Source organism: Epilithonimonas sp. JDS, assembly GCF_021261315.1.
Classification (GTDB): Bacteria; Bacteroidota; Bacteroidia; order Flavobacteriales; family Weeksellaceae; genus Epilithonimonas.
Genome location: NZ_JAJSAX010000006.1, coordinates 33,131 through 58,249 on the forward strand (window position 1 = coordinate 33,131; position 25,119 = coordinate 58,249).

Consider the following 25,119-nt stretch of genomic DNA (forward strand, 5'->3'; position numbering starts at 1 on the left):
CATAATATCAATTAAAGTTTAAATATCATCAATGACAATTTGTCACATTTTTTGACGTGGTACAAATATTGAGAATTGCTCATTGTAAATATTAATAATAACAAAAAATAACATATAAAAAAATGAGTAAAATAATCGGAATTGACTTAGGTACAACCAACTCTTGCGTTGCAGTAATGGAAGGTAAAGATGCTGTAGTTATCCCTAATGCAGAAGGAAAAAGAACGACGCCTTCTATCGTAGCGTTCATAGAAGCTGGTGAAAGAAAAGTAGGAGATCCTGCAAAAAGACAAGCGGTGACAAACCCTACAAAAACTGTATATTCTATCAAAAGATTCATCGGAACACATTTCAAAGATGACGCTTCTGAAGTTTCAAGAGTGCCTTACGCAGTGGTAAGCGGACCAAACGATACTGTAAAAGTAAAAATCGACGACAGAGAATATACACCACAGGAAATTTCTGCAATGATCCTTCAGAAAATGAAGAAAACTGCTGAAGATTATCTTGGACAGGAAGTAACAAGAGCGGTGATCACTGTTCCGGCTTACTTTAATGATGCTCAAAGACAAGCTACGAAAGAAGCAGGAGAAATCGCTGGACTTAAAGTAGAAAGAATCATCAACGAGCCTACAGCAGCAGCTTTGGCTTACGGAATGGACAAGTCTCACAAAGACCAAAAAATCGCGGTTTACGATTTAGGTGGTGGTACTTTTGACGTTTCTATCCTAGATCTAGGAGACGGTGTTTTCGAAGTATTGTCTACAAATGGTGACACGCACTTAGGTGGTGATGACTTTGATGATGTGATCATCAACTGGATGGCAGACGAATTCAAAGCTGAAGAAGGTGTAGATCTTAAAGGTGACGCGATCGCATTACAAAGATTGAAAGAAGCTGCTGAAAAAGCAAAAATCGAGTTGTCTTCTTCTCCTCAAACTGAGATCAACCTTCCATATATCACAGCTACAGCTACAGGTCCTAAACACTTGGTGAAGACTTTAACTAAAGCTAAATTCGAGCAATTATCTGCTGACTTGGTAAGAAGATCTATGGAGCCTTGTAAAAAAGCGCTTTCTGATGCAGGTCTTTCTATCAGCGATATCGACGAAGTAATTTTGGTAGGTGGTTCTACAAGAATCCCAATTATCCAGGAAGAAGTTGAGAAATTCTTCGGTAAAAAACCTTCAAAAGGTGTTAACCCGGATGAGGTTGTAGCAATTGGTGCAGCAATCCAAGGTGGCGTTTTGACTGGAGATGTGACAGACGTTCTTTTGCTAGACGTTACGCCACTTTCTTTAGGTATCGAAACTATGGGTTCTGTTTTCACTAAATTGATTGAAGCGAACACAACCATCCCAACTAAAAAATCTGAAGTATTCTCTACAGCTTCTGACAATCAGCCAGCTGTAAGCATCAGAGTAGGACAGGGTGAAAGACCAATGTTCAACGATAACAAAGAGATTGGTAGATTTGACCTAACAGATATTCCACCAGCACAAAGAGGTGTTCCTCAGATCGAAGTGACTTTCGATATCGATGCGAATGGTATCTTGAGCGTTTCTGCTAAAGATAAAGGAACTGGAAAAGAGCAATCTATCAAGATCCAGGCATCTTCAGGACTTTCTGACGAGGAAATCGAAAGAATGAAAAAAGAAGCTCAGGAAAACTCTGCAGCAGATGCGAAGAGAAAAGAAGAAGTTGAGGTTTTCAACAAAGCTGACGGATTGATCTTCCAAACTGAAAAGCAATTGAAAGAATTCGGCGATAAATTGTCTGCTGACAAAAAAGCAGCCATCGAAACTGCACACGCAGAATTGAAAACTGCTTTCGAAGCTAAAAACGGTGACGATGTGAAAGCTAAAACCGAAGCTCTAGACGCAGCTTGGATGGCGGCTTCAGAAGAAATGTACGCACAAGGTCAAGGTGCTGATGCAGGTGCTCAACAAGGTCAAGGAAATGCAAGCGGAGCAGAAGATGTTCAGGATGCAGATTTCGAAGAAGTGAAATAAGACTTTAAAGTCAATCAATATTATAAAATCCCCAAGTGAAAGCTTGGGGATTTTTTGTTATAAGGGTAATTCCTATATTAGTTTGAAAATTAATGATTAATTAGAATTTATAGTTAGTACAATTGGTATTCGCTCAGCAGAAAGGAAATTATGGTGATTTAAGATAAAAACATTAATTTTATTTTTAAAGATTGTCAAAACAGCGAATGGGCTAAAACTTTTAACCGAACAAAGAAAGGCATACTATTAGAATAATTAATGATGATTATAGCAGAGAAAAAAAATAAAATATGTTATTTGTTGTTCGCCATTCTTTTATTTGGATGTACAGAAAATACCAGTAACACGAATGATAATATTATAAATAGAAACTCTTACAAGGGCTTAGGTGTTTTTTATTATTTTGAAATTGATAGCGGAAGTCGTTATACGATGGTATTTATACCATTTCATTTCAAAGAGAATGTAAAAAATCTCAAAGGGCTATCAAAACAAAGAATATTACAAAATACTCAGAATATTATTTTTGAAAAGGGATTGGGTTTTGGCACGTTTAGTAACGAAAATGTTTTTGATGAAATATTTTCTAATTCACAGCCCTGTGAAACTAAAAAGTATTGTTTTGCTTATGTTGATTTTATAGAGAATGACCAAACAGAAATAGAAAAAAAACTTTTTGATAAAAAAGAATTATCCATTAGAATTTGTACAAATGAAGGTGTACAAATCGTAAAGTATTACCAATACGAAAATAATGGTAGAGATTTGATAAAAATAAATACACTAAAAATAATACAATAAGAACGTAAATGTAAATCCCCGAGTGAAAGCTTGGGGATTTTTTTGTGAAAGGAATAATTCCTAATTTAGATTGATAATTAAACAAATCATCAATGAAATTTTCAAAAATAATTTTAGTCGCAGCATTATTGTTAGTGCAATTTGGATTCGCTCAGGAGAAGGCAGATGTTGTTTTGAACAAAGCGTTGACTCAAGCAAAAGCAGAAAATAAAAATGTTCTATTGGTGTTTCACGCGTCGTGGTGTGGCTGGTGCAAACTGATGGAGAAGAATATGGAATTGCCAACTACAAAACTGCTTTTCGATAAAAATTATGTCACCGCTTATCTTGATGTTCAGGAACGCGGCGAAAAGAAAAGTCTGGAAAATCCCGGCGGTCAAGAATTGATGAACAAATACAAGGGCGAAACAGCAGGTCTTCCATTTTGGTTGATGCTAAGTCCGAAAGGCGAAGTTTTAGCCGATTCCTTCGATGCAAAAGGAGAAAATATAGGCTCGCCTGCAAGTCCAGAAGAAGTCGCTTCGTTTCTTGTGAAATTGGAGAAAACGTCAAAATTGAATAAGGCAGAAATCCAAACCATACAAAAGGTTTTCGTTAAGAAAAATTAATAAATATCCCGAGCGCTGACTTGGGATATTTTATTTAACAATGTCCTAATAAATTGATTAGCTTTGTTTTAATAATCAATCAAACAAAATTAAAATGAAAAATTTCAAAGTAATATTCAGTTTTATATTGTTAATGACAGGCGTTCTTGGTTTTTCTCAAACCGATGAGAAAGCAATTCAGGCACAAGTTTCGCAAATGGTTTCCGATTGGAACACGCACGAGTTCAAAAATATGGATTCTTACACAACGGAAGATGTGGAATGGGTGAATATCGTAGGAATGTGGTGGAAAGGCAGAGCTGAAGTAAAATCGGCGCATCAGGGAATTTTCGACAGAATGTTTAAAGGTGTTCCTTTTACTCAGAAAAGTTTGAAAACCCGGTTTTTGACAAAAGATGTGGCTGTTGCAACTTTGATTTCCAGTGTGGGCGAATTCTTCCCACCAGACGGTATCGACCACGGAAACAACAAGATGCCCGCGAGTGACGATATTCTGACTTTGGTTTTCGTTAAGAAAAATGAAAAATGGCTTCTTGCCTCCGGACAAAATACAGTGGTTGATGCGAGAGCAGCGAATAATAATCCTTCTAAAAAATAAAATAAATCCCAGACTTAGGTTTGGGATTTTTAATTAGAATCGGTTTTTGGTAAGCATTTTTCCACCATTTTATAGATGATTTTCAGTCGCTCTACAACTTCTTCCATATTTTTCGTGAGTCTTTTCACTTCTTGCGGGTCTTTTGATTTCAGAACTTCATCGCCACTTTTGGAGACGCATTTTTGAGTTTCAGCTTTTGAGATTTGTCCGTAAGTTGAAACTTTCATCTGGATGCACTCGCAGGATTTTTTGGCAACTTCTTCTTCGATGGTTTGAGCATTTGCAAGCGTCGATGTCATTAATAAAAAAAAGAAGGCACAATATTTTGAGAGAGGGAAAATCATAGTTTCAAAGCTTTTCTTGACGAAGATAATTATTTCTTTCGAAGCAATTCCGCAATTTTAACATTAAATCAAAATCCTTAAATTGCAATAACATCAAATCAAATCAATCAGAATCAATTAAAAAATGAAGAAAGCAAAGGCAGTAATTTTAGGATTAATAGGAGTTTTAATATGTTCTTGTCAGGAAAGCAAAGTCGAAAGTTCTGAAGTTGAAAATTCTAAAAGGTCAGAAATGATATTCGAAAAAGGCGACAAAGTTCCGAATGACAAATTTGTAGGCAGTGTTTATCAAGCGATTTTAAGTGATGAAGGAACTCGCGTCAGCAACGTCACTTTCGAGCCGAAAGGTCGCACGAATTGGCACAATCATCCTGGCGGACAAACGCTTTTGGTGACCGACGGCGTGGGCTATCATCAGGAAGAAGGAAAGCCAGTTCAAATAATTAAAAAAGGCGATGTCATCAAAATTGGGAAGAACGTAAAACACTGGCACGGCGGAACTGCAGACCAAGCGATGACGCACATTGCGGTGAGCATAGACCACGAGAAAAATCCGTCACAGTGGTTTGAGCCTGTGAGTGAGGAAGAGTATAAAGTGAAGTAATTATAAAAAATCCCTGAGTGCAAACTTGGGGACATCCATTTATAAAAACTGAATAATCTCAGAATAATTATTAGTAATGTAAGTGACAAGAAAACGATGGTCGGAACTTTCAAAGAAAATATACCAAGTCGTGTTGGGATTGGCTTTGTAGAAAATATATTTTGAACCTAAATCTATTAAGTTTTCAGGCGTATGTTTGTGAGCGAAAATTGGAAGATTGTGTTCTATAAAATCATATATTTTTTGAACATAAATTTGAGCATCACTTTCGAATCCAAAATATTCATTTTCATATAAAATCAAAATGAGTTCTTCCAGATAATCTGTAACGTTTTGAAGAAGAATAATTTCTATTTCTTCCAATCTAAAGATTTTATGAAATCAGAAGTTTTCTTTCTCCCGTCAGAAATTGTAATACCTTCTTTCCATTCCTTTTCAAAATCAAAAGATTTTCTTTTTCTGATTTTATTGATTTCTTCTATCAAAAGAGGATTTTCCAAAGACTGAACCCATTTGATGATTTCGTTTTTTTCGGCAGACAAATTCATTGTGCAAACTTTTCCTAACAAAGATAATTATTTCTTTTTTACCTTATTTTTTTTCTAAATAAAATAATTCAAAACCTATCTTTGCAAACTCAAAAGATAAAAAAATGTTTTCAAAAATCACAGTTCACAGAGTCGGGAATAAAATCAATGGAGAATCATTAACGCTTTCTCAGCAAGAGCTTCAGCTGGATGAGGATATGACAGAATTGCTGGGAAATTACTTCATCAATGCTTTCAAATCTGAGGAGCAATTTCAGTTTTACAGTGATTCTTATTTGGTCAATAATCCGGTTTACAGTTCTGTTTCAGAGATTTTTGAAGACAAAGCCAAGTTCCAATGGGAGTCTGAAAATATCGCCAAACACCTTTACGAAGCAGCGGAAAATCCGAGAGTTCAGGCAGGCGAACTGTTCGTTGTTTATTTTGAAGGCGAAGTTTTTGAATCTGCAGATGGGAAAAGTGAAAAGACAGATTCTATCGGAATTTTCAAGACTGAAAAAAGAGAAGGTTTCCTGAAAATCAATCCTCAGGACGAATCTTTTGAAATCGAAAGAGATTTCGGAATCAGCCTTTCGAAAATCGATAAAGCGGCTTTGATCTACAACAGCGAGAAAGAAAGTGGCTACGTTCTGTCCGTCATAGACAACAACAAAAATGGCGACATCTATTATTGGTTCGAGGATTTCCTGAAAGTGAAACAGCGCGACAACGAGTATTTCCACACGCAGGAAACTTTATCCGTTTATAAAGATTTCATCACGCAGAAATTGCCGGAAGAATTTGAGGTTTCAAAAGCTGACCAAGCGGATTTTTTGAATAAATCTATTAATTTCTTCAAAGAAAAAGAAGAATTTAAATATGATGATTTTGTGAAGGAAGTGTTGCAGGACGACACAGTGATAGAAAGTTTTTCCAACTTCAAATCCGATTATGAGAACGATATGCAAATTTCGATTTCAGAAGATTTTCCAATTAATAATCAGGCGGTTAAAAAGCAACAAAGGCATTTCAAATCCATCATCAAGCTCGATAAAAATTTCCATATCTATATCCACGGCGACCGCGACAAACTGGAAACCGGACAAGACGACAAAGGGAAATATTACAGATTGTATTTCGAAGAGGAGAAATAATTTTGATTTAACATAATAATTAAAATACCAAAAAGTTCTACCTTTGTGGCTATGTTGAACAGGAGAAGTAAAACTTTCAAGAATTTCATTTCGGTATTTTTTGCCGGAATGTATCTTTTTGTGGCTTTGTTTTCTTCCCAGTTGCATAGTCACGACGGCGAATCTTTCTTCAGGGATTCTGGTTTCAAAAAGACGGAGAAAACTTTCTCATCCGATATTTCCAAAGGCCAGTCCGGCGATTGTTTGGCTTGTCATTTCCTTGCAACGGGCAATTCTTTGGTTCCGGAGCAGTTTTCCTTCCATTTTGAGAACCACACACACGAGACTCAACAAACTTTTTCTGTACAGGAAAAAATATGGTCAGCGACCAAATTCACTTTTCAACTTCGCGGTCCACCCGCCATTTCATAATTTTTTAGATTCTTTTCGGATTTTTACTTTGAATTTTTAAATGATTCTTGATGGACAATTGATTCCATTTTGATGATGTTTGATAACCTTAATTATTCAATACTTAGCGATGTCATTCTGCATCGTAAAATCCAATTTTTTAACGAAACGTACTTTTCAGAATTTGAGTTTTCAATTGTTTTTTTAATTGAATATCAATATTTTGAAAGTACAAAATCTATCTATTTATAATGAAATTGATATATAGTTTACTGCTTATCTTTTGTGGATTAGCAATGACGAACGCACAGAAAACTTACACGGTTGAAGGAACTGTTCAGGATTTTCACGACAAGACGATGCTGGAAAATTCAGTGGTCAAAATCGGAGAATTTACAGCAAAAACCGATAAAAAGGGTAAGTTTTCATTCAACAGAATTCCTGCAGGAACTTATCAGCTCATTGCCAAACATCCCGCTTGCGATGATTATACTGAAAATGTAAAAATTGATAAGGATCTGCATTTGGCAATTACACTGGAACATCATATCGGCGAAATCGAAACGGTAAATCTCCACGGAAGTCACAAGACAAAAGGTTCTGTGATTATGAAAACGCTGGACAAAACCGAAATCGAAAGAAACTCTACAGAAAACCTGGGAAATCTTCTATCGAAAATTTCTGGTGTCACCGCTTTGAAGACAGGCAATAACATTTCGAAACCAGTCATTCATGGATTGTATGGAAGCCGAGTTTCTATCCTAAATAATGGTGTGAAAATGGCCGAGCAGGAATGGGGTGTAGAACACGCACCAAATGTGGATGTCAATGATTTCGAACACGTTGACGTCGTGAAAGGTGCTTCCGCGTTGAAGTATGGAAATGAAGGCGTCGGCGGTGTTGTCGTCCTCGAACCAGCCATTTTACCAAAGATAGATACGGTGATGGGAAGTGTAAGACTTTCCGGAATTTCTAACGGTAGAGGCAGTGAACTTGGTGCGAATGTCGCAAAAGTTTGGGAAAACCAGTGGTTTGTGAAAGCTGGTGGAAGTTACAAGAAAACGGGCGACCAATATGTTCCGCATCACACGTTGCAGAATACGGGAATGGAGTTCAATTCCTTCAATTTCTCATTTGGGAAACATAGTTTTTTGCAAGGTTTTGATGTCTCGTACAGCGGAACCAACCAGGAATTTGGGATTTATAGAGGTGCACACTTGGCGAGTCCGGAAGATTTTTACAACGCGGTCAATTTTGGGCAGTCTTATTATCTGGACCAGTTCACGCACGACATAGACAATCCAAAACAGGAAGTAGCGCACCATATTGCAAAACTTTCAGCTTACAGACGTTTTGCTGACTTTGGAAAACTGACTTTTCAGTACAGCTTCCAGTTGAACCGAAGAAAAGAATATGACATCAGACGAGGTGAGTTGAGCAATGTTCCATCAATGGATTTGAGATTGATCACACATTCAGCGAGTTTGGTTCATTTGATTGAACGTTCGGACTGGAGTTTGGAAAGTGGAATTTCCGGCAGTTTTCAGGATAATTTCCCGAATCCTGCGACCAAAGCGAGACGTTTGATTCCTGATTATTACAGATATGATGCAGGTGCATTTTCAGTTTTCAAATATCGATTCAATTCAAAACTGAATGCAGAAGCAGCCGTGAGATATGATTTCAGCCGTTATGACGCTTACAAATATTATGATTCGGATAAATGGAATGACAATTATGCAGACATTTTCCCTGAGTTTTTTGTGAGCGAATCCGGAAGCAGAATTTTAACAAGACCAATTCTGGATTATCATAATTTCTCAGCAAATGTCGGGTTGGATTATAAACCAATTCAGAATTTTGAAGTGAAGTTAAATCTCTCCAGAGCGGACAGAACGCCAAATGCAGCGGAACTTTTCTCAGACGGATTGCACCATTCCGCAGCGGTGATGGAAGAGGGAAATCTTAACATCAAAAAAGAAATAGTTTACAATGTGAATTTATCTTTGGCAGGGCATTTCGATGTGCTGAAAGGTCTTCACATCGAGGCAAATCCTTATGTGATGATGTCTGATAATTTCGTCAACCAGATTCCGACAAGTGTTCTGAATACGAATCGAGGGGTTTTTCCGGTTTGGACTTATCAGCAGATCAAAGCCAGAATTTATGGTTTGGATGCAGATGCAGAGCTTAATATTTTGGAAAATCTGAAATGGAAATCAGGTTTCAGTATTTTGAGAGGTGACGATCTTTCGAATGATGAACCATTGATTCTAATGATGCCGGCGAAACTTAGAAATTCAATCGAAATTAATCTCAACAAGCCTAAGAATTTCTATGTAAGTCTTGAGAATGAAAATACATTCAAACAAAATCGTTTCCCGATAAGAAATCTTCCGGTAACCTTTATTAAAGACGGTGTAGAATATAATGAAATCGTGGACTTCAGTTCTACGCCGGCGGCTTACACATTATTTAATGCTTCCATTGGAGCAGACCTATTCAAAAACCTGAATTTTAATTTCAGGATCAACAACCTATTTAACACAGAGTACCGGGAATATCTTAATAGACTTAGATATTATATGTTCGAGCCAGGAAGAAATTTCGTGGTGACTCTGAAGTACAATTTTTAATAACAACTTAAAATTTAAATCAAAATGAAAAAATTCATCAATATTACATTAGTCCTTTTAGTTTCACTTTTCATCTTCTCTTGTAGAAATGACGACGACGCAGTTCCCGAAGATGTTCACGAACACGACGAAATTGGAAAAGTGGTTTTAACCTTGACTAATAAGAATAATGCAGCGGATGTTCAAACCGTAAATGTGATCTCAGGGAAAGCAGACGGTCACTTGCATTTGCACGCTGGTGATACTTACTCGGCTGTGTTGGATTTCCAGATCAAGCACGACGATCATTACCATTCTTCTGACGAGATCGAGGAGGAGAAAGATCACCACTTCATCACTTTCGGTCCTGCCAATGCAGATATTGTTGTCTTAAGAGCAGCAAATGATATTGTGAGAACAGACGGACAAAAGCTGGGTCTTAGAACAGAATGGACTGTAAACTCTACTCAGGAAACCGGAAAAATGCAGATCAAATTGATCCACGGTCCTGCAACTGTCAATCAAAATTATCCTTCAGCTGCTAATCAGTTAGGACAAACTACTGGAGGAGAAACAGATGTGGATATTACGGTTGATGCACATTAATCTTAAATTATTTTATTGATAATAAAGATGTTCTTTTTTAGAGCATCTTTATTTTTTTATAGAGAGTTACAAGATATAATTAGTAATTGGATTTGAATATTAATATTAATTAATAATAAATATTTTGTTATTGATAAATAATTACTACATTTGTTGCTTATTCATTGGGAATTAACACAGTTCAATGAATATTTATTTGATTTATTAAATTAAATATAAACTGATGATTAATTATTTATTTAAGAATAATGTTTTTGCATTATTCCTGATTGTGCTGTCTCTTGACTGCTACTCGCAATGTGCTGGCTGCACAGTTACAAATCCCACTGCCGGCAATTACACTTTCGCAACAAACAGCGTCGCCTGTTTTACTTCCGGAACGACCACGATGAGTGATGTGGTTTTCCAGAATAATTCGAAAATATGCATTGCATCCGGCGCCACTTTGATTATTCAAAATAATATCAACTCCACCAGCGGAACCAATGTTACTTTTGAGATTGCGGGCACTTTGCAATTTAACCAAAGTCCGAACATTAATTCCAGTCTGACTGTCAATATTGCAAATGGCGGTATTCTGAGGGCAGGCTCGGGCGGAAATAACAATTTTACTTTTTCCGGAACTAATAACACTGTTTCAAATAATGGAACGATTGATGTTGGTGTTTTGGGCTTCAGTGGAAATGGGACCAACCTTGTGGACAATTACAATCTGTTCTCCATCACACAAAACATCAATATCTCTGGAACTACCACTTTCAGAAATTTTGGAACGATAAATGTCGGCGCCAGTTATAACAACAACAGCACGAGCACCTATCTCAATTGCGGAACGATCAATTCTTTGATAGGATATAACCTTGGAGGCGGTAAAATCGTAAATACAGGAACCTTCAATGTGGGAAATGGCTCGATTGATATGTCCGGAACGAGCAGGCTGGAAAATTACGGCACTTTCTATTCCAAAGGTACGATCAATGGCGCCAGTTCTTCCGTGATTTATAATGAAGGATTAATGAAAATCACAACGTGGCAGCCCAATGGTGCGACTATGAACGGGCCAACGAGCTCTTCAAAAAAAGGCTATACTTATTTTCTGAATACAGTCAATCCAAACGGTGCGAAAATAGGACCCAATCTAGACCTCACGAGATATTCTCAATACGAGGCAACGATGGTAAAAGCAGGAACTCAGGGGCAAAATGCCATTTTTAATTCTGCGCCAACTTACATTAATTCTTCCGGAACTTCAACGACTGCCGCTTTGGCAAGTGTTACCTACGACTGTGCTGGAAGCGGTAACTGCAGCGCGCCTGTAGTCACGGTTACGAATATCTGTATGAATACCGATGGGTCTTTTCCGCCCGTTGCGAATAATGATACATTTGCGATCACTGCTGGAGCGTCATCCGCAACATCTGTCCTTGCTAATGATTTGGAACAATATAATGGTGTAGCGGCAAGTACTTCCAATGTTATTCTAACACAAGTTTCTGCCTCCAGTCCAAATGTCACTCTTAATACGGCAACAGGTTTGGTGCAGGTTGGTTCTGGTGTAGCTACCGGAACTTATACAATTAATTATCAAATATGCCGCACGAGTCTGCCAAGCAGCTGCAGCACAGCGGTTGTGACTGTAAATGTAACCGGAATCAGTACGCTTACAGTTTGTTATAAACCCGGCGTCATGGCTGGAACTGCTTTATCAACTAATGCTGGAATTACCTCATTAGCAAGAGCAAATCCGGGAAGTGCAAACTGGCCGGAAGTAAGAAAAGGTGCCTGGCTGATTTTAGAATCTAAAACCAAAGGTTTGGTGCTCAATAGATTGACGACGACGCAGATTTCAGGAATTCCTTCAGCCGATGTGAAAGAAGGAATGGTAGTCTACAACACTACACTCAATTGTTTACAGATAAACACAGACGGAACAGCAGGGGGCTGGAAATGCTTTAATACGCAGACCTGTCCGGATTAATCATATATAATAACACACAAACAAAATGAAAAAATTTTATTTAATGACTTTAGCTATGGCTTTTAGTCTTGATTGCGCCCAGGTAGCTATTGGGAAAACAACATTGGAATCTGCTTCATCCTCTGTGGAGTTTGGTTCAGAAAATCGCGGGTTGGTTCTTCCGTGGACTACAAGTTCGGCAAGTGTAGTCAATGTCGTCAACGGGACTTTGATTTTTGATATTAATGAAAAAAAAACAAAAATCTACACGGCCAACACATGGAAAGATCTTACTGTAGAATCCAATGGAGCTGTGGACACTTCTTTACAAGATGGTTTGACGGAGCAGACAGGTGCGAAAATTTCTGTGGGAACAGTGACTTCAACGCCGGGGATTCTGGTTTTAGAGGATACAAACCGAGCGATGATTCTCCCAAAAGTAGCCAATGCGCATCTTAATATTATTGCGCCCACAGCCGGAATGCTCGTTTACGACACAGCAAAAAAAATGTTGTTGGTTTACAACGGAACGGTCTGGACTTTCTGGAAAGCTTCTTAAAATTTTAAATTCTGAAAACTTTATGATTTTTTATAAAAACCGCAGGTGTATTTAATTTTGAAGTTCCTTAGAATTTGACTACTTTTGCAACCTAAAAATTTCAATTAATGAACGTTACAGCTACAAACCATGACGATGTAAGTGCATTGCTTACGGTAACATTGGAAAAATCTGATTATAAAGAAAAAGTTGAAAAGCAACTACTAAACTATGCAAAAAATGCGCAGGTTCCTGGATTCAGAAAAGGAAAAGTGCCATTGAGTATGGTTAAAAAACAATATGAAGCAGGCATCGCTTTCGAAGAGATCAACAAACAGGTTTCTGAAGCTTTGAATGGCTATGTAAGTGAAAACAAACTTAGATTGGTAGGTCAGCCTGTTCCTCAGCCGGTAAACGATTTCGATCACAATGCAGAATCTTTATCTGTAGCTTTCGAAGTTGGCTATGAGCCGGAATTCACAGTTGATTTGGCTAAATATGAAGCGCCTCATTACAAAGTAGAAGCTTCTGAAAAAGAAATCTCTACAAGTGTTGAGAATATGCAAAAGCGTTTCGCAGAGAGATTACCGGAAGATAAAATTGGTAAAGATTCTTACGTAGCTTTGGAAATTGCTCAGGTTGTAGAAGAAGGTGCAGAAGGTGAACACAACCACGCTCCAAAAAACGTAACGATTTCTAAAGATCAGAAAGAAGCTTACGATTTGGTGAAAAAATTGAAAAAAGACGAATCTGTAAAAGTTTCTAAAGAAGACCTGCAAGCTAAGGAAGAATTGGCAACTCAGTTAGGATTCTCAAAAGAAGATGCAGAACACCTTCACCACAACGAAGTTGAGGTTACAGTAAAAGATATCTACGGATTGAAATTGGCTGAACTTGACCAAGAGTTGTTCGACAAAGTTTACGGTAAAGACGTAATCACAACTGAAGAAGAATTGAAAGCTAGAGTTAAAACTGAATTGGACGAATATTTCCAGCAAAATGCTGATGTTCATTTCGTAAACAAAATCCTTCAGCAAGTAAATGAAAAAGAAGAGATCAAATTACCTGAGGCTTTCTTGATCAAATGGTTGTTGTTCTCAAACCAAAACATCACTTCTGAAGAGCAGGCAAAAGAAATCCTTGAAAACGAGAAAAACATTATCAAAGGTCAGATCCTTGAAGGAAAATTGATGAACGATAATGACATCCAGTTGGATTATGCTGAAGTTCTTGGACAAGCTGAGCAGTTGGTAAGAAACCAATTGGCGATCTACGGAATCCACCACTTAGGCGACGATGAGGTTCAGAAATATGCAGCAGAAATGTTGAAAGACGAAAACCAGGTAAGACAAATCTCTTCTGAAGTTGCTATGGCAAAATTGAAAGATGTGATTTTGGAAAAATCTAAGAAAACAGAAACTGTAATCTCTCACGACGAGTTTCTTGAAGAATTGAAGAAATAATTAATTCTCAATTGTATATAAAAAGCGATCCAGATTGGGTCGCTTTTTTTATGACTGATATTTTAAAAGTTCAATGTACGGATCTCTTGTCAATCCTAACAATTTGGCAAATGCCGGTTCGGTTTTCAAGCCTTGTTTTTTTAGTTCGATGATTTTTCTCCGAAATTCATCGCCTTCTTTTTCCAGAATCTCAAACTCCTTGATCATATGCAGATAAGCATTTTGACGATCAGTCGGTTGGTCTTGAGCAAATATCTCTACAGGAAATTCTTCCATTTGGAATTTACAGATCAGAGATTCGACTTCATTGATTTCAGTTAAGTTAATGCTGAATTGTTCTTGATTCTGAAATTCCTTGATCAATAATTTCTTTAAAGTTTCAAAATCATCAGTTTCCAGAATAATATCAAGGTCACTTCCATCGATATTGATTCCAATAGGAAAAGTCCCTGCAAGAATCGGATTGTATTTCTTAAGTTTTTGAAAGATCTGATGATTCTCTAAAACCTGAAATATTCTTCTCTGAATCTCAGATCCATTTTTCAAATACTCTAAAGTTAGAAAGTCCATTGATGCTAATTATTATTTTGCCAGTCTGAGGTTTCCAAAATTTCCCCAGTTGTCAGTCTGAGGCTCTCAAAGACATATAAATTAAAAATTCAAAAACAACCTCGGATTGATCGGCTGATTATTTTTATGAACTTCATAATGAAGATGAGGCCCTGTAGATCGGCCTGTATTTCCTGATTTTGCAATGATTTGTCCGACTTTCACCCGGTCATTAGTCTCGACCAAAAGTTCTGAAAGATGACCATAAAGTGTAGCTAAACCATTACCGTGTTCTACGATCACACAATTTCCGTAACCGCCTTTCACACCAGCGAAAATTACTTTTCCGGCAGCAGCACATTTCACCGGACTTCCGTAGGCAACAGCGATATCCAGGCCTTTGTGAAACTGCATCTGGTCTTTCTCTGCCGGTGCATTGCTGGACGCATTTTTGTCTTCTTTTACGATTGCCTGACGTTTAATTACATTTCCTAAACTGTCTTTTTCCTCAGCAACATTAGTTTGAGCAGCAAGTTTGGGGTCAGCCTTCGGAGGAATTGGATTTTTTCTGATGCCGAAGTTAGAGGAAATATAGCCGTCGGTCGGAATTCCCAATGGAACTTGCTGCAATTTCTGCTCGAGATCAATCAGATATTGGCTGTAGCGGTTGCTGACTTTTGCAAGGTAAACTTCGTTTTGAAGACTGTCTTTTGCCAGATTTTCAATTCTGAGATCCGAGACGTTTTTTGATTTCAGGAATCCGTCGATGCTTCTGATGCTTTGATCTACAATCGCAAGATCTGTTTTCAGCTGAAGGTGATCGATGCTATCTTTTTCATTATTAATTTTCACAAGATTGACTGGATAAACCTTATTATCAGCACCATTATATAATTTGGCGATAATGAGAGCCTGCACAAAACAGACAATTAATAATAAAATGAGAACGATATTTTTTTTCTTTTTCGATTTCAGAAATTGGACCATCAATTAATTTTTAAAATGGACTGCAAAAGTAAGAAATTTTTATTTTTATCAATGTTAATCCTTGTTTTGAATATTAATGACTTCAATAAAAGTTAATTATTCTTAAATTATTTTAAAAAGGAAAATAGATTTATGTAAATTCACAAATTACATTAGATTTGTAATCTTGGAAAGTAATAGATATTTATAATTGAAAATGCAGATAAAGAATGACTAAGAAATCGACTAAATCATCTAAAAATGTGCGCGTTGGCGTTTTAGGAAGCGGAAGTTTTGCAACAGCCATTGTAAAAATGCTTGCAGAAAATTGTAAAACCGTGAATTGGTGCGTCCGAAACGAGTTCGTGAAAGGCGCAATTGAGCAACGTGGACACAACCCGACGTATCTTACAACAGTTTCTTTCAACTTAAAGAAATTACAAATTACTACCGATATCAATGAGTTGGTTTCCAATTCAGATGTAATTATTCTGGCAGTTCCGTCCATATATTTAGCAGAATCAATGGAGAAATTGACCTGTGAATATCAGGACAAATTATTCTGTTCTGCCATCAAAGGAATTGTTCCGAAACACAATGATATTGTTGCGCATTATTTAAAAGATCAATTCAAAATAGGATTCAAAAATCAGGCGGTGATTGCAGGCCCTTGTCACGCAGAAGAAGTAGCGATGGAAAGACTTTCTTATTTGACGGTTGCTGTGGCTCAGCAAGAAGATGCGGATGTTTTGAAAAGCATTTTGTCTTCTTATTATATCAAGGTCAATACAAGCTGCGATATTCTCGGAAACGAATATTCAGCAATTCTAAAAAATATCTACGCAATAGGAGCGGGGATTGCAAGTGGTTTGGGTTATGGAGATAACTTCATCGCGGTTTATGTTTCCAACGCAATCCGTGAAATGGAAATTTTCTTAGAATCCATTTATCCGGAGAAACGAGATGTGAATGACAGTGCATATCTTGGCGATTTAATTGTAACCGCTTATTCCTTATTCTCAAGAAACAGAAACCTTGGAAACTTAATTGGTAAAGGCTACACGGTAAAATCTGCAATACAGTCCATGAGTATGGTTGCGGAAGGATATTATGCCACAAAAGGAATCTATTCGATATGTGAAGAAAAGAAATTGAAATTGCCAATTATCAACGCTGTTTACGATATTCTTTATGAAGGCAAAAGTGCAGAAAAACAATTTGCAAAATTGACTGATAAATTGACTTAATAATTAATTAACAAAACATTACGATTTTCCATGATTTGATTGGAATAGAATTTGCGAAATTTGATAAGTCGAAAAAAATAAAACAAACACATAAATGAAATATTCAAAATTAAAACTGGCTCAGGAAGCCATCAAACACAAAGGATTTCTGCAGAAGATTCCTTCTGTGTACCGAATGTTCAAACTCTGGTATAGAGGCGAATATAAAATGAAATTCACAGACGTATTAATCCCAGCTTTGGCTTTGATCTATGTGATTTCGCCAATAGATATTATTCCCGATTTCGTACCTGTTGTAGGTGCTCTGGATGATTTAGCAATCTTGGCTTTGGCCATTCCGATGCTGATGAAAGAAGTGGATAAATTCCTGCTTTGGGAAAGCCAACTCAGAAAAGGTGGAAATTCTCAGATACAGGATGCTGAAATAGTTGAATAAAAAAATCCCGATTCAAAACTGAGTCGGGATTTTTATTTTTAAACGCTGATGACTTCTTCAATCTCCGGAGCGTGTTGCTTGATGGTGCTTTCCACACCCAGCTTCATCGTAGAACTGCTGATGCCGCAACTTGAGCAGCTTCCCAAAAGTTTTACGAATACTTTCTTCTCCTGAACGTCAACCAATTCAATATCGCCGCCGTCTTTCTGCAAAAACGGACGAATGCTTTCCAAAGCATCCATCACCTTGGTTACCAGTTCTTCCTGAATTTGATTTGTATTATTATCCATTTTATATATTTTCTTATTAACTACCCCGTCAAAATTTCTGCGAAATTCGCCACCCCTTCAGAGAAGGGGAACTTTTATTTTTTCGGAGAACAACCCGCCATTGTTGTAATTTTAACGGCTTCGGTTGCAGGTAGATTTTTGTTTCTCTCAACAAGACTTTCTACCATATTCTGAGCAGTCTTGATGTAAATCTCAGAAATCTTAGAATTTTCCTGAAGCGCCGCTGGTCTTCCAACGTCACCCGCTTCTCTGATGCTCTGAATCAATGGAATCTCTCCCAAAACCGGAATTCCCAAATCCTCGGCCATAAACTGAGCACCTTGTTTGCCAAAGATATAATATTTATTCTCAGGTAACTCTTCCGGCGTGAAATAAGCCATATTTTCTATCAATCCCAAAACCGGAATGTTGATACTTTCCATATTGAACATCGCGATTCCCTTTCTCACATCCGCCAAAGCAACGTGTTGAGGCGTACTCACAATCACCGCACCAGTCACCGGAACTTCCTGAATGATAGATAGATGAATGTCGCCAGTTCCCGGAGGAAGGTCAATCAACAAGAAATCCAATTCGCCCCAATCCGCATCACGAATCATTTGATTCAACGCTTTGGAAGCCATTGGTCCTCTCCAGACAACCGCTTGGTTGGCACCTGAGAAATATCCGATGGACAGCATTTTCACGCCGTAATTTTCAATTGGCTTCATCAGGTTTCTGCCGTTTACTTCCACAGAAATTGGTTTTTGACCTTCTGTATCAAGCATTGTCGGGACAGATGGTCCGTAGATATCCGCATCCAGCAATCCAACTTTGAAGCCCATTTTTGCCAACGTCACCGCAAGGTTCGCCGCAACCGTAGATTTTCCAACGCCACCTTTTCCGGAAGCGATGGCAATGATATTTTGAATTCCAGCGATTTGCTTTCCTTTGATTTCGTTGGTCACCGGCGTTGCTGGTAATTCCGGAGACGTGATTTTCAATTTAAGATTCACGTGCTCTCCAAATTCAGAAGCAAAAGCCTGCTTCATAGCCACTTCCAGTTTCTTTTTCTCGTGCATTGCCGGAGAGTGGGCCGTCATATCAATATAAATATCGTCTCCCATCACCTGAAAATTACTTACCAGGTCTTCCACTTCTATCTCTTTCAGGAAATCCTGAACCTTTGATTTCGTCAGCATAAAAATTTGATTCTTAATCCTGCAAATTTACGGATTTTAAAATTAATTTAGAATCAATACGATTTGTGATTTTGTCTATGTTAATGATTTTTGGCAGACGTGTTGGGTGGGAGGGTTGGAGTGTTTTAGTGTTCGAGAGATAAGCGTAACGTAAAAACTCATCAACTCTCAAACTCTCCCACACTCCAACTCATTAGGAGCCGGGAACCTGCTGTCCACTATATCTTTTTTGTCATTGCGATTGGCGTGCAGCATCTTGATTGAAGTTTTTTCCCGCAATGCCACAAAAGGATGCCGTTCCCATCAGGGCTAGGGATTTTGTCTCCAAATCACGTTTTGTCAATTAAAAACATATTTCTGTTTTCTATTGTTCTCAAAAAAAGTTTCATTTAAAAAGCCACGAAGTGGCTCAATATCAATAGCATCGGGTGAAGCCCGATGTCAATTAGAAGCCACGATTAATAAGCCCTGAAGGGGCGAAATGTTTAATCAACCGTCAAAGTCAAATTATTATCATTAGGATTCCCATTGGTATTGAGTGTGCTGTAAGGTGTGGAGAGCCAGCCATTTTTGTTCATCACAAATCGGAACTCATACGTTTTCCCTTTCTCGAATTGAGATTTCGGCAACGCCAACTCAAATGTATTGTTGTCCTTTAAAACCATTTGATAAGCCGTATTCCCAGGATTCCAATCATTGAATGAACCTGCAACAGCCATCTTCGTTATCGCTTTTACATTTAAGTCTTTAGGAATTTTGTAAATGAAAATCACGTTATCATTCTCAATCCGATAACCATAGATTTCCTTTTTGACATCAGGTTTATTAATTAAATCAAAAATAACAGATTCTTCTCTGGATAAATACGGATTGGCTAATTGTTTATCCATCAATCCTGCAATATGGTTGACTATAAAATATAAAGGCGGAAAAGCATTGTATTTGTAACCATTTGACATAAAAATGATAGACAAATTATTCTCCGGAAATAGACTGTATGCACTCACATTTCCGCCAGAAAAACCGTAAGATGTAACGTTTCCAGTTTTGGTAATTTCCCAGCCGTGTGCAAAAACATCTTGCTTGTTGGTGTAATCAAACGGTTGCCACATCAGCTTTTTCGTCTCGTTCTTCAGGAATTTGTTTTTAGCCAGATGAAGGCTCCATTGCAGAAAATCTGGAAGCGAAATCGCCAATCCGTTGCCAGGATGCGCCCTCACACCGCCAACGTGCGTCGATTTTTTGTACTGTTTGAGAGAATCATTAAACACATATTTTTGAACGCGATGCGGGATTTCCTCTAGAGAATTGGAAGAGAATATCACTTTGTTTTTAGCATCAGAAAATTGATTTTTCAAAACATAATCTTCAAATTTTTGTCCCGTAATTTTTTCGATAATCATCGCCAAAAGCATAAAATTCGTCTGGTTGTAACTGAATTGATTTCCAGTCTCGAATTCCATTTTTTCCTTTGCCAATCTTGCAAAAACTTCAGCGTTGGAAGCATCGGCAGAAATATCCTCATATCTGGCAAAATCCGGAATGCCAGATGAATGCGACAACAGATTTTTGACTTTCACATCCTGCCATTCTTTTGGAAGATGGTCAACATACTTCGATATTTTATCTTCAAGCGAAAGGTTCCCTTTTTCAATCAACTGGAAAACAGCAACATTGGTAATCAGTTTCGTCGTCGAATAAACCCTGAAAAGAGAATTTGAATCCACTTTTTTATCAGACTCCAAATTTTCTCTGCCGTAATATTTTTGAAAAATAATTTTATCATTTTTCACAACACCAACTGCCAAACCGGGAATCTCATAAGTTTTCATCACTTCGGTCAGGTAATTGTCGATGGATTTTGTCTGCTCTGTTTTTTGACAAAGTTCTAAAAATGAAAGATTTAAAAAGAATAAAATTAAGAAGGCTTGTTTCATTAGTTATCGGTTTACGACATCAAGACAATTCTGAGCTTTGATTTGTTACATCGTTTAAACACAATTTTGTCATTCTGAAAGAATCTAAACTGTTATTTTTTTCTACAACGAATTAGACTTTCTCTTGTTATGCTATCAAGTTTAGGATTACTTGCAAAGAAATTATACCTAATGGAATCTCCATTATAGATATAAAAATCGTAATATTTTATATCTGTCATCTCAGTATAACCATAACCGAGCGACAAAAGACTTGGAACAGGTTTTCTGCTACTAATAATTTCTGCTTCAGGAATTATTATTTTTTTTCCATCTTTATCAAGGTAAAAGTAATGATGGTTTATTGCTCCATCATCTTTCACAGATAATATCAAAACGCCATCATTTGGAATTTGATACGTTTTGTTATCAATATTCTGTCCACACTTTTCTTCAAAAACAATCCTTACTGGACCAGAATAATTTTTAGAAATTATAAATTCTTTACGTGTTAAGTGTGAATATAATTCCAATTTTAAAGAATTAACAGGGGAAAATAAAAGTAGTGGCAGTAATATAATTAGTATCTTGTATATTATTTTAATTTTAGAAAATATAATAATTATACAACCTAAAATGAATATGGGAATTGTAAAAACAAAATAATAAATAGAATATAAGGTTCCAATGAAGCTTAAAATAATTAATGTTATTCCAAAATATAATGAATTGAATTTCAATTGATTTGTTTATGTAATTGTACTAAAAATTATCGAAAATATTTCCTAACTCTCCAATTGCCCTTCCCACTTACTCACCGCAGACGTCGCCAAAGCATTACCCAAAACATTCGTCATACTTCTTCCCATATCGCAGAAGTGGTCGATTGGTAAAATCAACGCAATGCCTTCCACCGGAATATCAAACATTCCACACGCGGCGACAATAATTACCAGACTCGCTCTCGGAACGCCGGCAATTCCTTTACTTGTCAACATCAAAACCAAAAGCATTATGATTTGTTGTCCAAGTGGCATATCGATGCCGTAAATCTGAGCAATGAAAATCGAGGCAAATGTCATATACATCATACTTCCGTCCAGATTGAAGGAATATCCCAATGGCAAAATGAACGAAACAATCCTACTATTGCAACCAAATCTTTCCAATTCCTCTACCAACTTCGGAAAAACAGCTTCAGAACTTGTGGTGGAAAATGCAATCAACAAAGGTTCTTTGATTCTTCTCAACAATTCGAAAAGTCGGTTGCCGAGAATCATATATCCAACCAACAAAAGCACCAACCAAAGAATGCCGAGTGCAAAGAAAAAATCACGCAAATAGATGGCGTAAACTTTGAAAATCTCAAAACCATTCGTCGCCACTACCGCAGAAATCGCTCCGAAAACACCCAAAGGCGCCACCCACATAATGTAACCTACCATTTTCAAAATCGCGTGGGCAATCACGTCCAGACCTTTGATGACGGGTTTCGTATATTCTTCACCCATCGCAGAAAGGGCAATCCCGAACATTACGGAAAAAACCACGATTTGAAGAACCTCATTGGTCGCAAATGCTTCGAACAAACTTTTCGGAATGATGTGCGTCACAAAGTCTTCCATAGAAAAACCTTTGCTGTTGCTCACAATGTCAGAAGCGGACGAAACATCCTGAATCGGAAGTTGCGTCACGTGTCCAGGCTCCAGCCAATTCACCAAAACCAAACCAATCGATAACGAGACCAAAGACGCCGAGATAAACCAAAGCATCGCCTTCGTCCCAACACGACCCACCATTTTGATGTCGCCCATTTTTGCAATTCCCACAACCAAGGTCGAGAAAACCAATGGCGCAATAATCATCTGAATCAATCGGATAAAAACCGTTCCCAGCAATTTGATATTCTTAGCGAATTCCTCTTTCGATTCGAGGTAACTGGTGTGGACAATTCCTCCTAAAATAACGCCCAAAACCAATCCGATGATAATTGCGATAAACAGTTTATTCTGACCTTTCATAACTTTTATTATAAATTTTAATTTCTTAAACGCAAAGATTATTTTTTCAACTTAAAGATTTAGAGAGCAAAGAACCGAATAAATCCGTTTTCTAAGCGCTCGCTTCATTATTTGCTTTAGCAAAATCTTTGCTTCCTAAAAATTTTTTCAGCAATCGAAAACCTTTGCGTTTAAAATCACCAAGATTTCAACCAAACAATCTTAAGCGAAGCGACTTTGTGACCCTAAAGCAGTTTCAATTTCAAAAAATCCTTGTGTGCTTTGTGTTCAAATCTCAGCACCGCAAGACTCAATGTAAATTGTAACTGAACAAAACTAATATTTTTGAGAGAATATCCACTTATTTTTTAAATTAATATTAAGACAATCAGGAAATTCATCCGTTTCGTATCAATAAATATAAAATACGATTCACGCACAGTTCAAATTAGAAATCGTTCTTTGTATAAATCTGATTGTGAATGAAATCGCCCTTAATCCAAATATGAAAAGAGATGTCGAAATTGTCATTATTTCTGATGTGCATCTTGGAACTTACGGTTGCAAGGCGAAGGAATTGTTGCGTTATCTCAATTCCATTCGTCCGAAAACTTTGATTCTGAATGGCGACATCATTGATATTTGGCAGTTCAAGAAATCCTATTTCCCGAAATCTCATTTGAAAGTAGTCAAGAAATTAATCTCATTTGCAACCAAAGAATCAGAAGTTTTCTACATCACAGGCAATCACGATGAGGCTTTTCGGAACTTTACAGATTTTGAATTGGGAAAATTGAAATTGTGCAATAAACACGTTTTGAAACTTGGAGACAAAAAGGCGTGGATTTTTCACGGCGATGTTTTCGATGCTTCGGTTCAGCATTCTAAATGGATTGCGAAATTGGGCGGACAAGGTTATGATTTGTTGATTGCGTTCAACAATCTCGTGAATTGGTTTCTGGAGAAAATGGGAAAGGAGAAATATTCATTCTCAAAAAAGATAAAGAATAATGTCAAAAAAGCGGTGAAATATATCGGCGATTTTGAATTGACGGCTTCGGAATTGGCGATTGAAAATAACTTCGATTACGTGATTTGCGGACATATTCATCAACCTCAAATCCGAGAAGTGATTGGCAAAAAAGGAAAATGCACTTATCTGAATTCTGGCGATTGGGTGGAAAATCTTTCCGCTTTGGAATATCAAAATGGCGAATGGAAATTGTTCTATTATGAAGATGAAAAGCACACGTTGCTTGACGAAGAATCAGACGAATTAAAAGAAATTAATAGTGAGGAATTGATGAAAATCGTAACTCAAATGATATAAAAACACAAATTAATGAAAGTATTATATGCCTTCCAAGGCACAGGAAACGGACATCTCGCCAGAGCTCAGGAAATCATCCCGATTCTCAAAAAACACGCATTGGTAGACACTTTGATAAGCGGACATCAGACGCAATTGAAGTCAGATTTTGATATTGATTTCCGTTTTAAAGGTGTTTCTTTGCTTTATAACAAAACGGGCGGATTGTCTTATAAAAAGACATTTTTGGAAAACAATTTCTGCAAAGCGGCAAAAGTTATCAAAGATTTGGATTTATCAGCTTATGATTTGATTATCAATGATTTTGAGCCTTTGACAGGTTGGGCGGCGAAACTAAAAAATCTGCCAATTGTGGAACTCAGTCATCAGGCTTCTTTGACCTTTAAGGAAACACCAAAACCTGAGAAAAGAGATTGGTTGGGAAGTTTGATTTTGAATGGTTATGTGCCTTGCAAAAAGAAAATTGGTTTTCATTTCGAGAACTATAATTCACATATCAAAAAGCCTGTCATCAGACAAAAAATCAGAAATCTGAATCCAACCAATCAAGGTCATTACTTGGTTTATCTTCCCAGTTTTTCGGACGAAGTCATCACTAATTTCCTGACGAGAATTGATGTTCAATGGAAAGTGTTTTCAAAATATGCCAAGCAAAATCAGAAGTTCAATAATGTGGAGATTTTCCCGATTGATGAGAAAAAATACCTTGAGCTTTTCGAATCTTGTGAAGGAATTCTTTGTAACGCTGGCTTCGAAACACCTGCGGAAGCAATGTTTATGGACAAAAAATTATTCGTAATCCCAATAGAAAATCAATACGAACAGGAATGTAACGCCTTTGCGCTCGACAAAATGGGCGTTGCAAATGCGACCAAGTTGGATTCGACAAAAATCAGGAATTGGATTAATTCTGAAAATTTGATTGAGGTCAATTATCCGGATAATATTGAAAGTATTTTGACGAAAGAGGTTTTGTATTGATTGAAA

At 37.2% G+C, this 25,119-nt stretch carries 26 protein-coding genes; 16 read left to right on the forward strand and 10 right to left on the reverse strand.

Annotation, left to right across the window (positions count from 1 at the left end; translation table 11 throughout):
- The first annotated feature begins 122 nt into the window (after positions 1–122).
- From dnaK to LUD75_RS15135, 4 genes are all read left to right on the forward strand, one after another.
- Entirely contained in the window at positions 123–2,012 is a 1,890-nt protein-coding gene (gene dnaK, locus LUD75_RS15120) for a molecular chaperone DnaK (protein WP_232706671.1), read from the forward strand.
- A gap of 258 nt (positions 2,013–2,270) precedes the next feature.
- The gene (locus LUD75_RS15125; RefSeq protein ID WP_232706672.1) at positions 2,271–2,813 is read left to right on the forward strand and encodes a hypothetical protein; all 543 of its coding nucleotides are present in this window, start codon (positions 2,271–2,273) and stop codon (positions 2,811–2,813) included.
- Positions 2,814–2,905: 92 nt separating this feature from the next.
- Positions 2,906–3,421, forward strand: a complete 516-nt coding sequence (locus tag LUD75_RS15130) for a thioredoxin family protein (RefSeq protein WP_232706673.1) — start codon at positions 2,906–2,908, stop codon at positions 3,419–3,421.
- 94 nt (positions 3,422–3,515) lie between these two features.
- Entirely contained in the window at positions 3,516–4,019 is a 504-nt protein-coding gene (locus LUD75_RS15135) for an SgcJ/EcaC family oxidoreductase (protein ID WP_232706674.1), read from the forward strand.
- Between the two features lie 29 nt (positions 4,020–4,048).
- Here the strand turns inward: LUD75_RS15135 and LUD75_RS15140 are convergent, their stop codons facing one another.
- On the reverse strand, positions 4,049–4,318 hold the full coding sequence (locus tag LUD75_RS15140) for a hypothetical protein (protein ID WP_232706675.1): 270 nt from the start codon (positions 4,316–4,318) through the stop codon (positions 4,049–4,051).
- A gap of 169 nt (positions 4,319–4,487) precedes the next feature.
- Between LUD75_RS15140 and LUD75_RS15145 the strand changes: the two genes are divergently transcribed.
- Positions 4,488–4,967, forward strand: coding sequence for a cupin domain-containing protein (locus tag LUD75_RS15145; RefSeq protein WP_232706676.1), 480 nt, complete (start codon positions 4,488–4,490; stop codon positions 4,965–4,967).
- Positions 4,968–5,006: 39 nt separating this feature from the next.
- Here LUD75_RS15145 and LUD75_RS15150 read toward each other — a convergent pair whose 3' ends face one another.
- Positions 5,007–5,330 carry a hypothetical protein gene (locus LUD75_RS15150; RefSeq protein ID WP_232706677.1) on the reverse strand — a complete coding sequence of 108 codons (324 nt, stop codon included), beginning with the start codon at positions 5,328–5,330 and terminating at the stop codon, positions 5,007–5,009.
- Entirely contained in the window at positions 5,318–5,515 is a 198-nt protein-coding gene (locus LUD75_RS15155; protein ID WP_232706678.1) for a hypothetical protein, read from the reverse strand. Before LUD75_RS15155 ends, LUD75_RS15150 begins: the two co-directional genes overlap by 13 nt.
- A 104-nt stretch (positions 5,516–5,619) precedes the next feature.
- Here LUD75_RS15155 and LUD75_RS15160 point away from each other — a divergent pair, with 104 nt between their 5' ends.
- The 7 genes from LUD75_RS15160 (at position 5,620) to LUD75_RS15190 (ending at position 14,217) form a co-directional block, all read left to right on the forward strand.
- A complete protein-coding gene (locus LUD75_RS15160) occupies positions 5,620–6,648 on the forward strand; it encodes a nucleoid-associated protein (protein ID WP_034977733.1) in 1,029 nt (342 codons plus the stop codon).
- Positions 6,649–6,699: 51 nt separating this feature from the next.
- Positions 6,700–7,059, forward strand: a complete 360-nt coding sequence (locus tag LUD75_RS15165) for a hypothetical protein (RefSeq protein ID WP_232706679.1) — start codon at positions 6,700–6,702, stop codon at positions 7,057–7,059.
- A gap of 230 nt (positions 7,060–7,289) precedes the next feature.
- Positions 7,290–9,674 (forward strand): TonB-dependent receptor, encoded by a 2,385-nt coding sequence (locus tag LUD75_RS15170; RefSeq protein ID WP_232706680.1) that lies wholly within the window; start codon positions 7,290–7,292, stop codon positions 9,672–9,674.
- A gap of 24 nt (positions 9,675–9,698) precedes the next feature.
- Complete coding sequence (locus LUD75_RS15175) at positions 9,699–10,259, forward strand: hypothetical protein (protein ID WP_232706681.1); 561 nt, start codon at positions 9,699–9,701, stop codon at positions 10,257–10,259.
- Positions 10,260–10,482: 223 nt separating this feature from the next.
- Complete coding sequence (locus LUD75_RS15180; RefSeq protein WP_232706682.1) at positions 10,483–12,237, forward strand: hypothetical protein; 1,755 nt, start codon at positions 10,483–10,485, stop codon at positions 12,235–12,237.
- A 25-nt stretch (positions 12,238–12,262) separates the two neighbouring features.
- The gene (locus LUD75_RS15185; RefSeq protein WP_232706683.1) at positions 12,263–12,775 is read left to right on the forward strand and encodes a hypothetical protein; all 513 of its coding nucleotides are present in this window, start codon (positions 12,263–12,265) and stop codon (positions 12,773–12,775) included.
- 107 nt (positions 12,776–12,882) lie between these two features.
- Positions 12,883–14,217: a trigger factor gene (locus LUD75_RS15190; RefSeq protein WP_232706684.1), complete on the forward strand. Its 1,335-nt coding sequence runs from the start codon at positions 12,883–12,885 to the stop codon at positions 14,215–14,217.
- 48 nt (positions 14,218–14,265) lie between these two features.
- On the opposite strand, the gene LUD75_RS15195 is transcribed toward LUD75_RS15190, so the two are convergent.
- Positions 14,266–14,787: a DUF4269 domain-containing protein gene (locus tag LUD75_RS15195; RefSeq protein WP_232706685.1), complete on the reverse strand. Its 522-nt coding sequence runs from the start codon at positions 14,785–14,787 to the stop codon at positions 14,266–14,268.
- Between the two features lie 81 nt (positions 14,788–14,868).
- Complete coding sequence (locus tag LUD75_RS15200) at positions 14,869–15,753, reverse strand: M23 family metallopeptidase (RefSeq protein ID WP_232706686.1); 885 nt, start codon at positions 15,751–15,753, stop codon at positions 14,869–14,871.
- 209 nt (positions 15,754–15,962) lie between these two features.
- On the opposite strand from LUD75_RS15200, the gene LUD75_RS15205 reads away from it, so the two are divergent.
- On the forward strand, positions 15,963–16,979 hold the full coding sequence (locus tag LUD75_RS15205; protein ID WP_232706687.1) for an NAD(P)H-dependent glycerol-3-phosphate dehydrogenase: 1,017 nt from the start codon (positions 15,963–15,965) through the stop codon (positions 16,977–16,979).
- A 94-nt stretch (positions 16,980–17,073) separates the two neighbouring features.
- On the forward strand, positions 17,074–17,415 hold the full coding sequence (locus LUD75_RS15210) for a YkvA family protein (protein ID WP_232706688.1): 342 nt from the start codon (positions 17,074–17,076) through the stop codon (positions 17,413–17,415).
- Between the two features lie 38 nt (positions 17,416–17,453).
- On the opposite strand, the gene LUD75_RS15215 is transcribed toward LUD75_RS15210, so the two are convergent.
- The 5 genes from LUD75_RS15215 to LUD75_RS15235 all read right to left on the reverse strand — a co-directional run bounded on the left by LUD75_RS15215 (position 17,454) and on the right by LUD75_RS15235 (position 22,823).
- Complete coding sequence (locus tag LUD75_RS15215; protein WP_034969612.1) at positions 17,454–17,705, reverse strand: NifU family protein; 252 nt, start codon at positions 17,703–17,705, stop codon at positions 17,454–17,456.
- 74 nt (positions 17,706–17,779) lie between these two features.
- Positions 17,780–18,886 carry an Mrp/NBP35 family ATP-binding protein gene (locus LUD75_RS15220; RefSeq protein ID WP_232706689.1) on the reverse strand — a complete coding sequence of 369 codons (1,107 nt, stop codon included), beginning with the start codon at positions 18,884–18,886 and terminating at the stop codon, positions 17,780–17,782.
- Positions 18,887–19,371: 485 nt separating this feature from the next.
- Positions 19,372–20,823, reverse strand: a complete 1,452-nt coding sequence (locus LUD75_RS15225; RefSeq protein WP_232706690.1) for a serine hydrolase — start codon at positions 20,821–20,823, stop codon at positions 19,372–19,374.
- Positions 20,824–20,915: 92 nt separating this feature from the next.
- Positions 20,916–21,335, reverse strand: coding sequence for a hypothetical protein (locus LUD75_RS15230; RefSeq protein WP_232706691.1), 420 nt, complete (start codon positions 21,333–21,335; stop codon positions 20,916–20,918).
- A 252-nt stretch (positions 21,336–21,587) separates the two neighbouring features.
- Entirely contained in the window at positions 21,588–22,823 is a 1,236-nt protein-coding gene (locus LUD75_RS15235; RefSeq protein ID WP_232706692.1) for a cation:dicarboxylase symporter family transporter, read from the reverse strand.
- A 484-nt stretch (positions 22,824–23,307) separates the two neighbouring features.
- On the opposite strand from LUD75_RS15235, the gene LUD75_RS15240 reads away from it, so the two are divergent.
- Complete coding sequence (locus LUD75_RS15240; RefSeq protein WP_232706693.1) at positions 23,308–24,132, forward strand: UDP-2,3-diacylglucosamine diphosphatase; 825 nt, start codon at positions 23,308–23,310, stop codon at positions 24,130–24,132.
- A 12-nt stretch (positions 24,133–24,144) separates the two neighbouring features.
- A complete protein-coding gene (locus LUD75_RS15245) occupies positions 24,145–25,113 on the forward strand; it encodes a glycosyltransferase family protein (protein WP_232706694.1) in 969 nt (322 codons plus the stop codon).
- Positions 25,114–25,119: the final 6 nt, after the last annotated feature.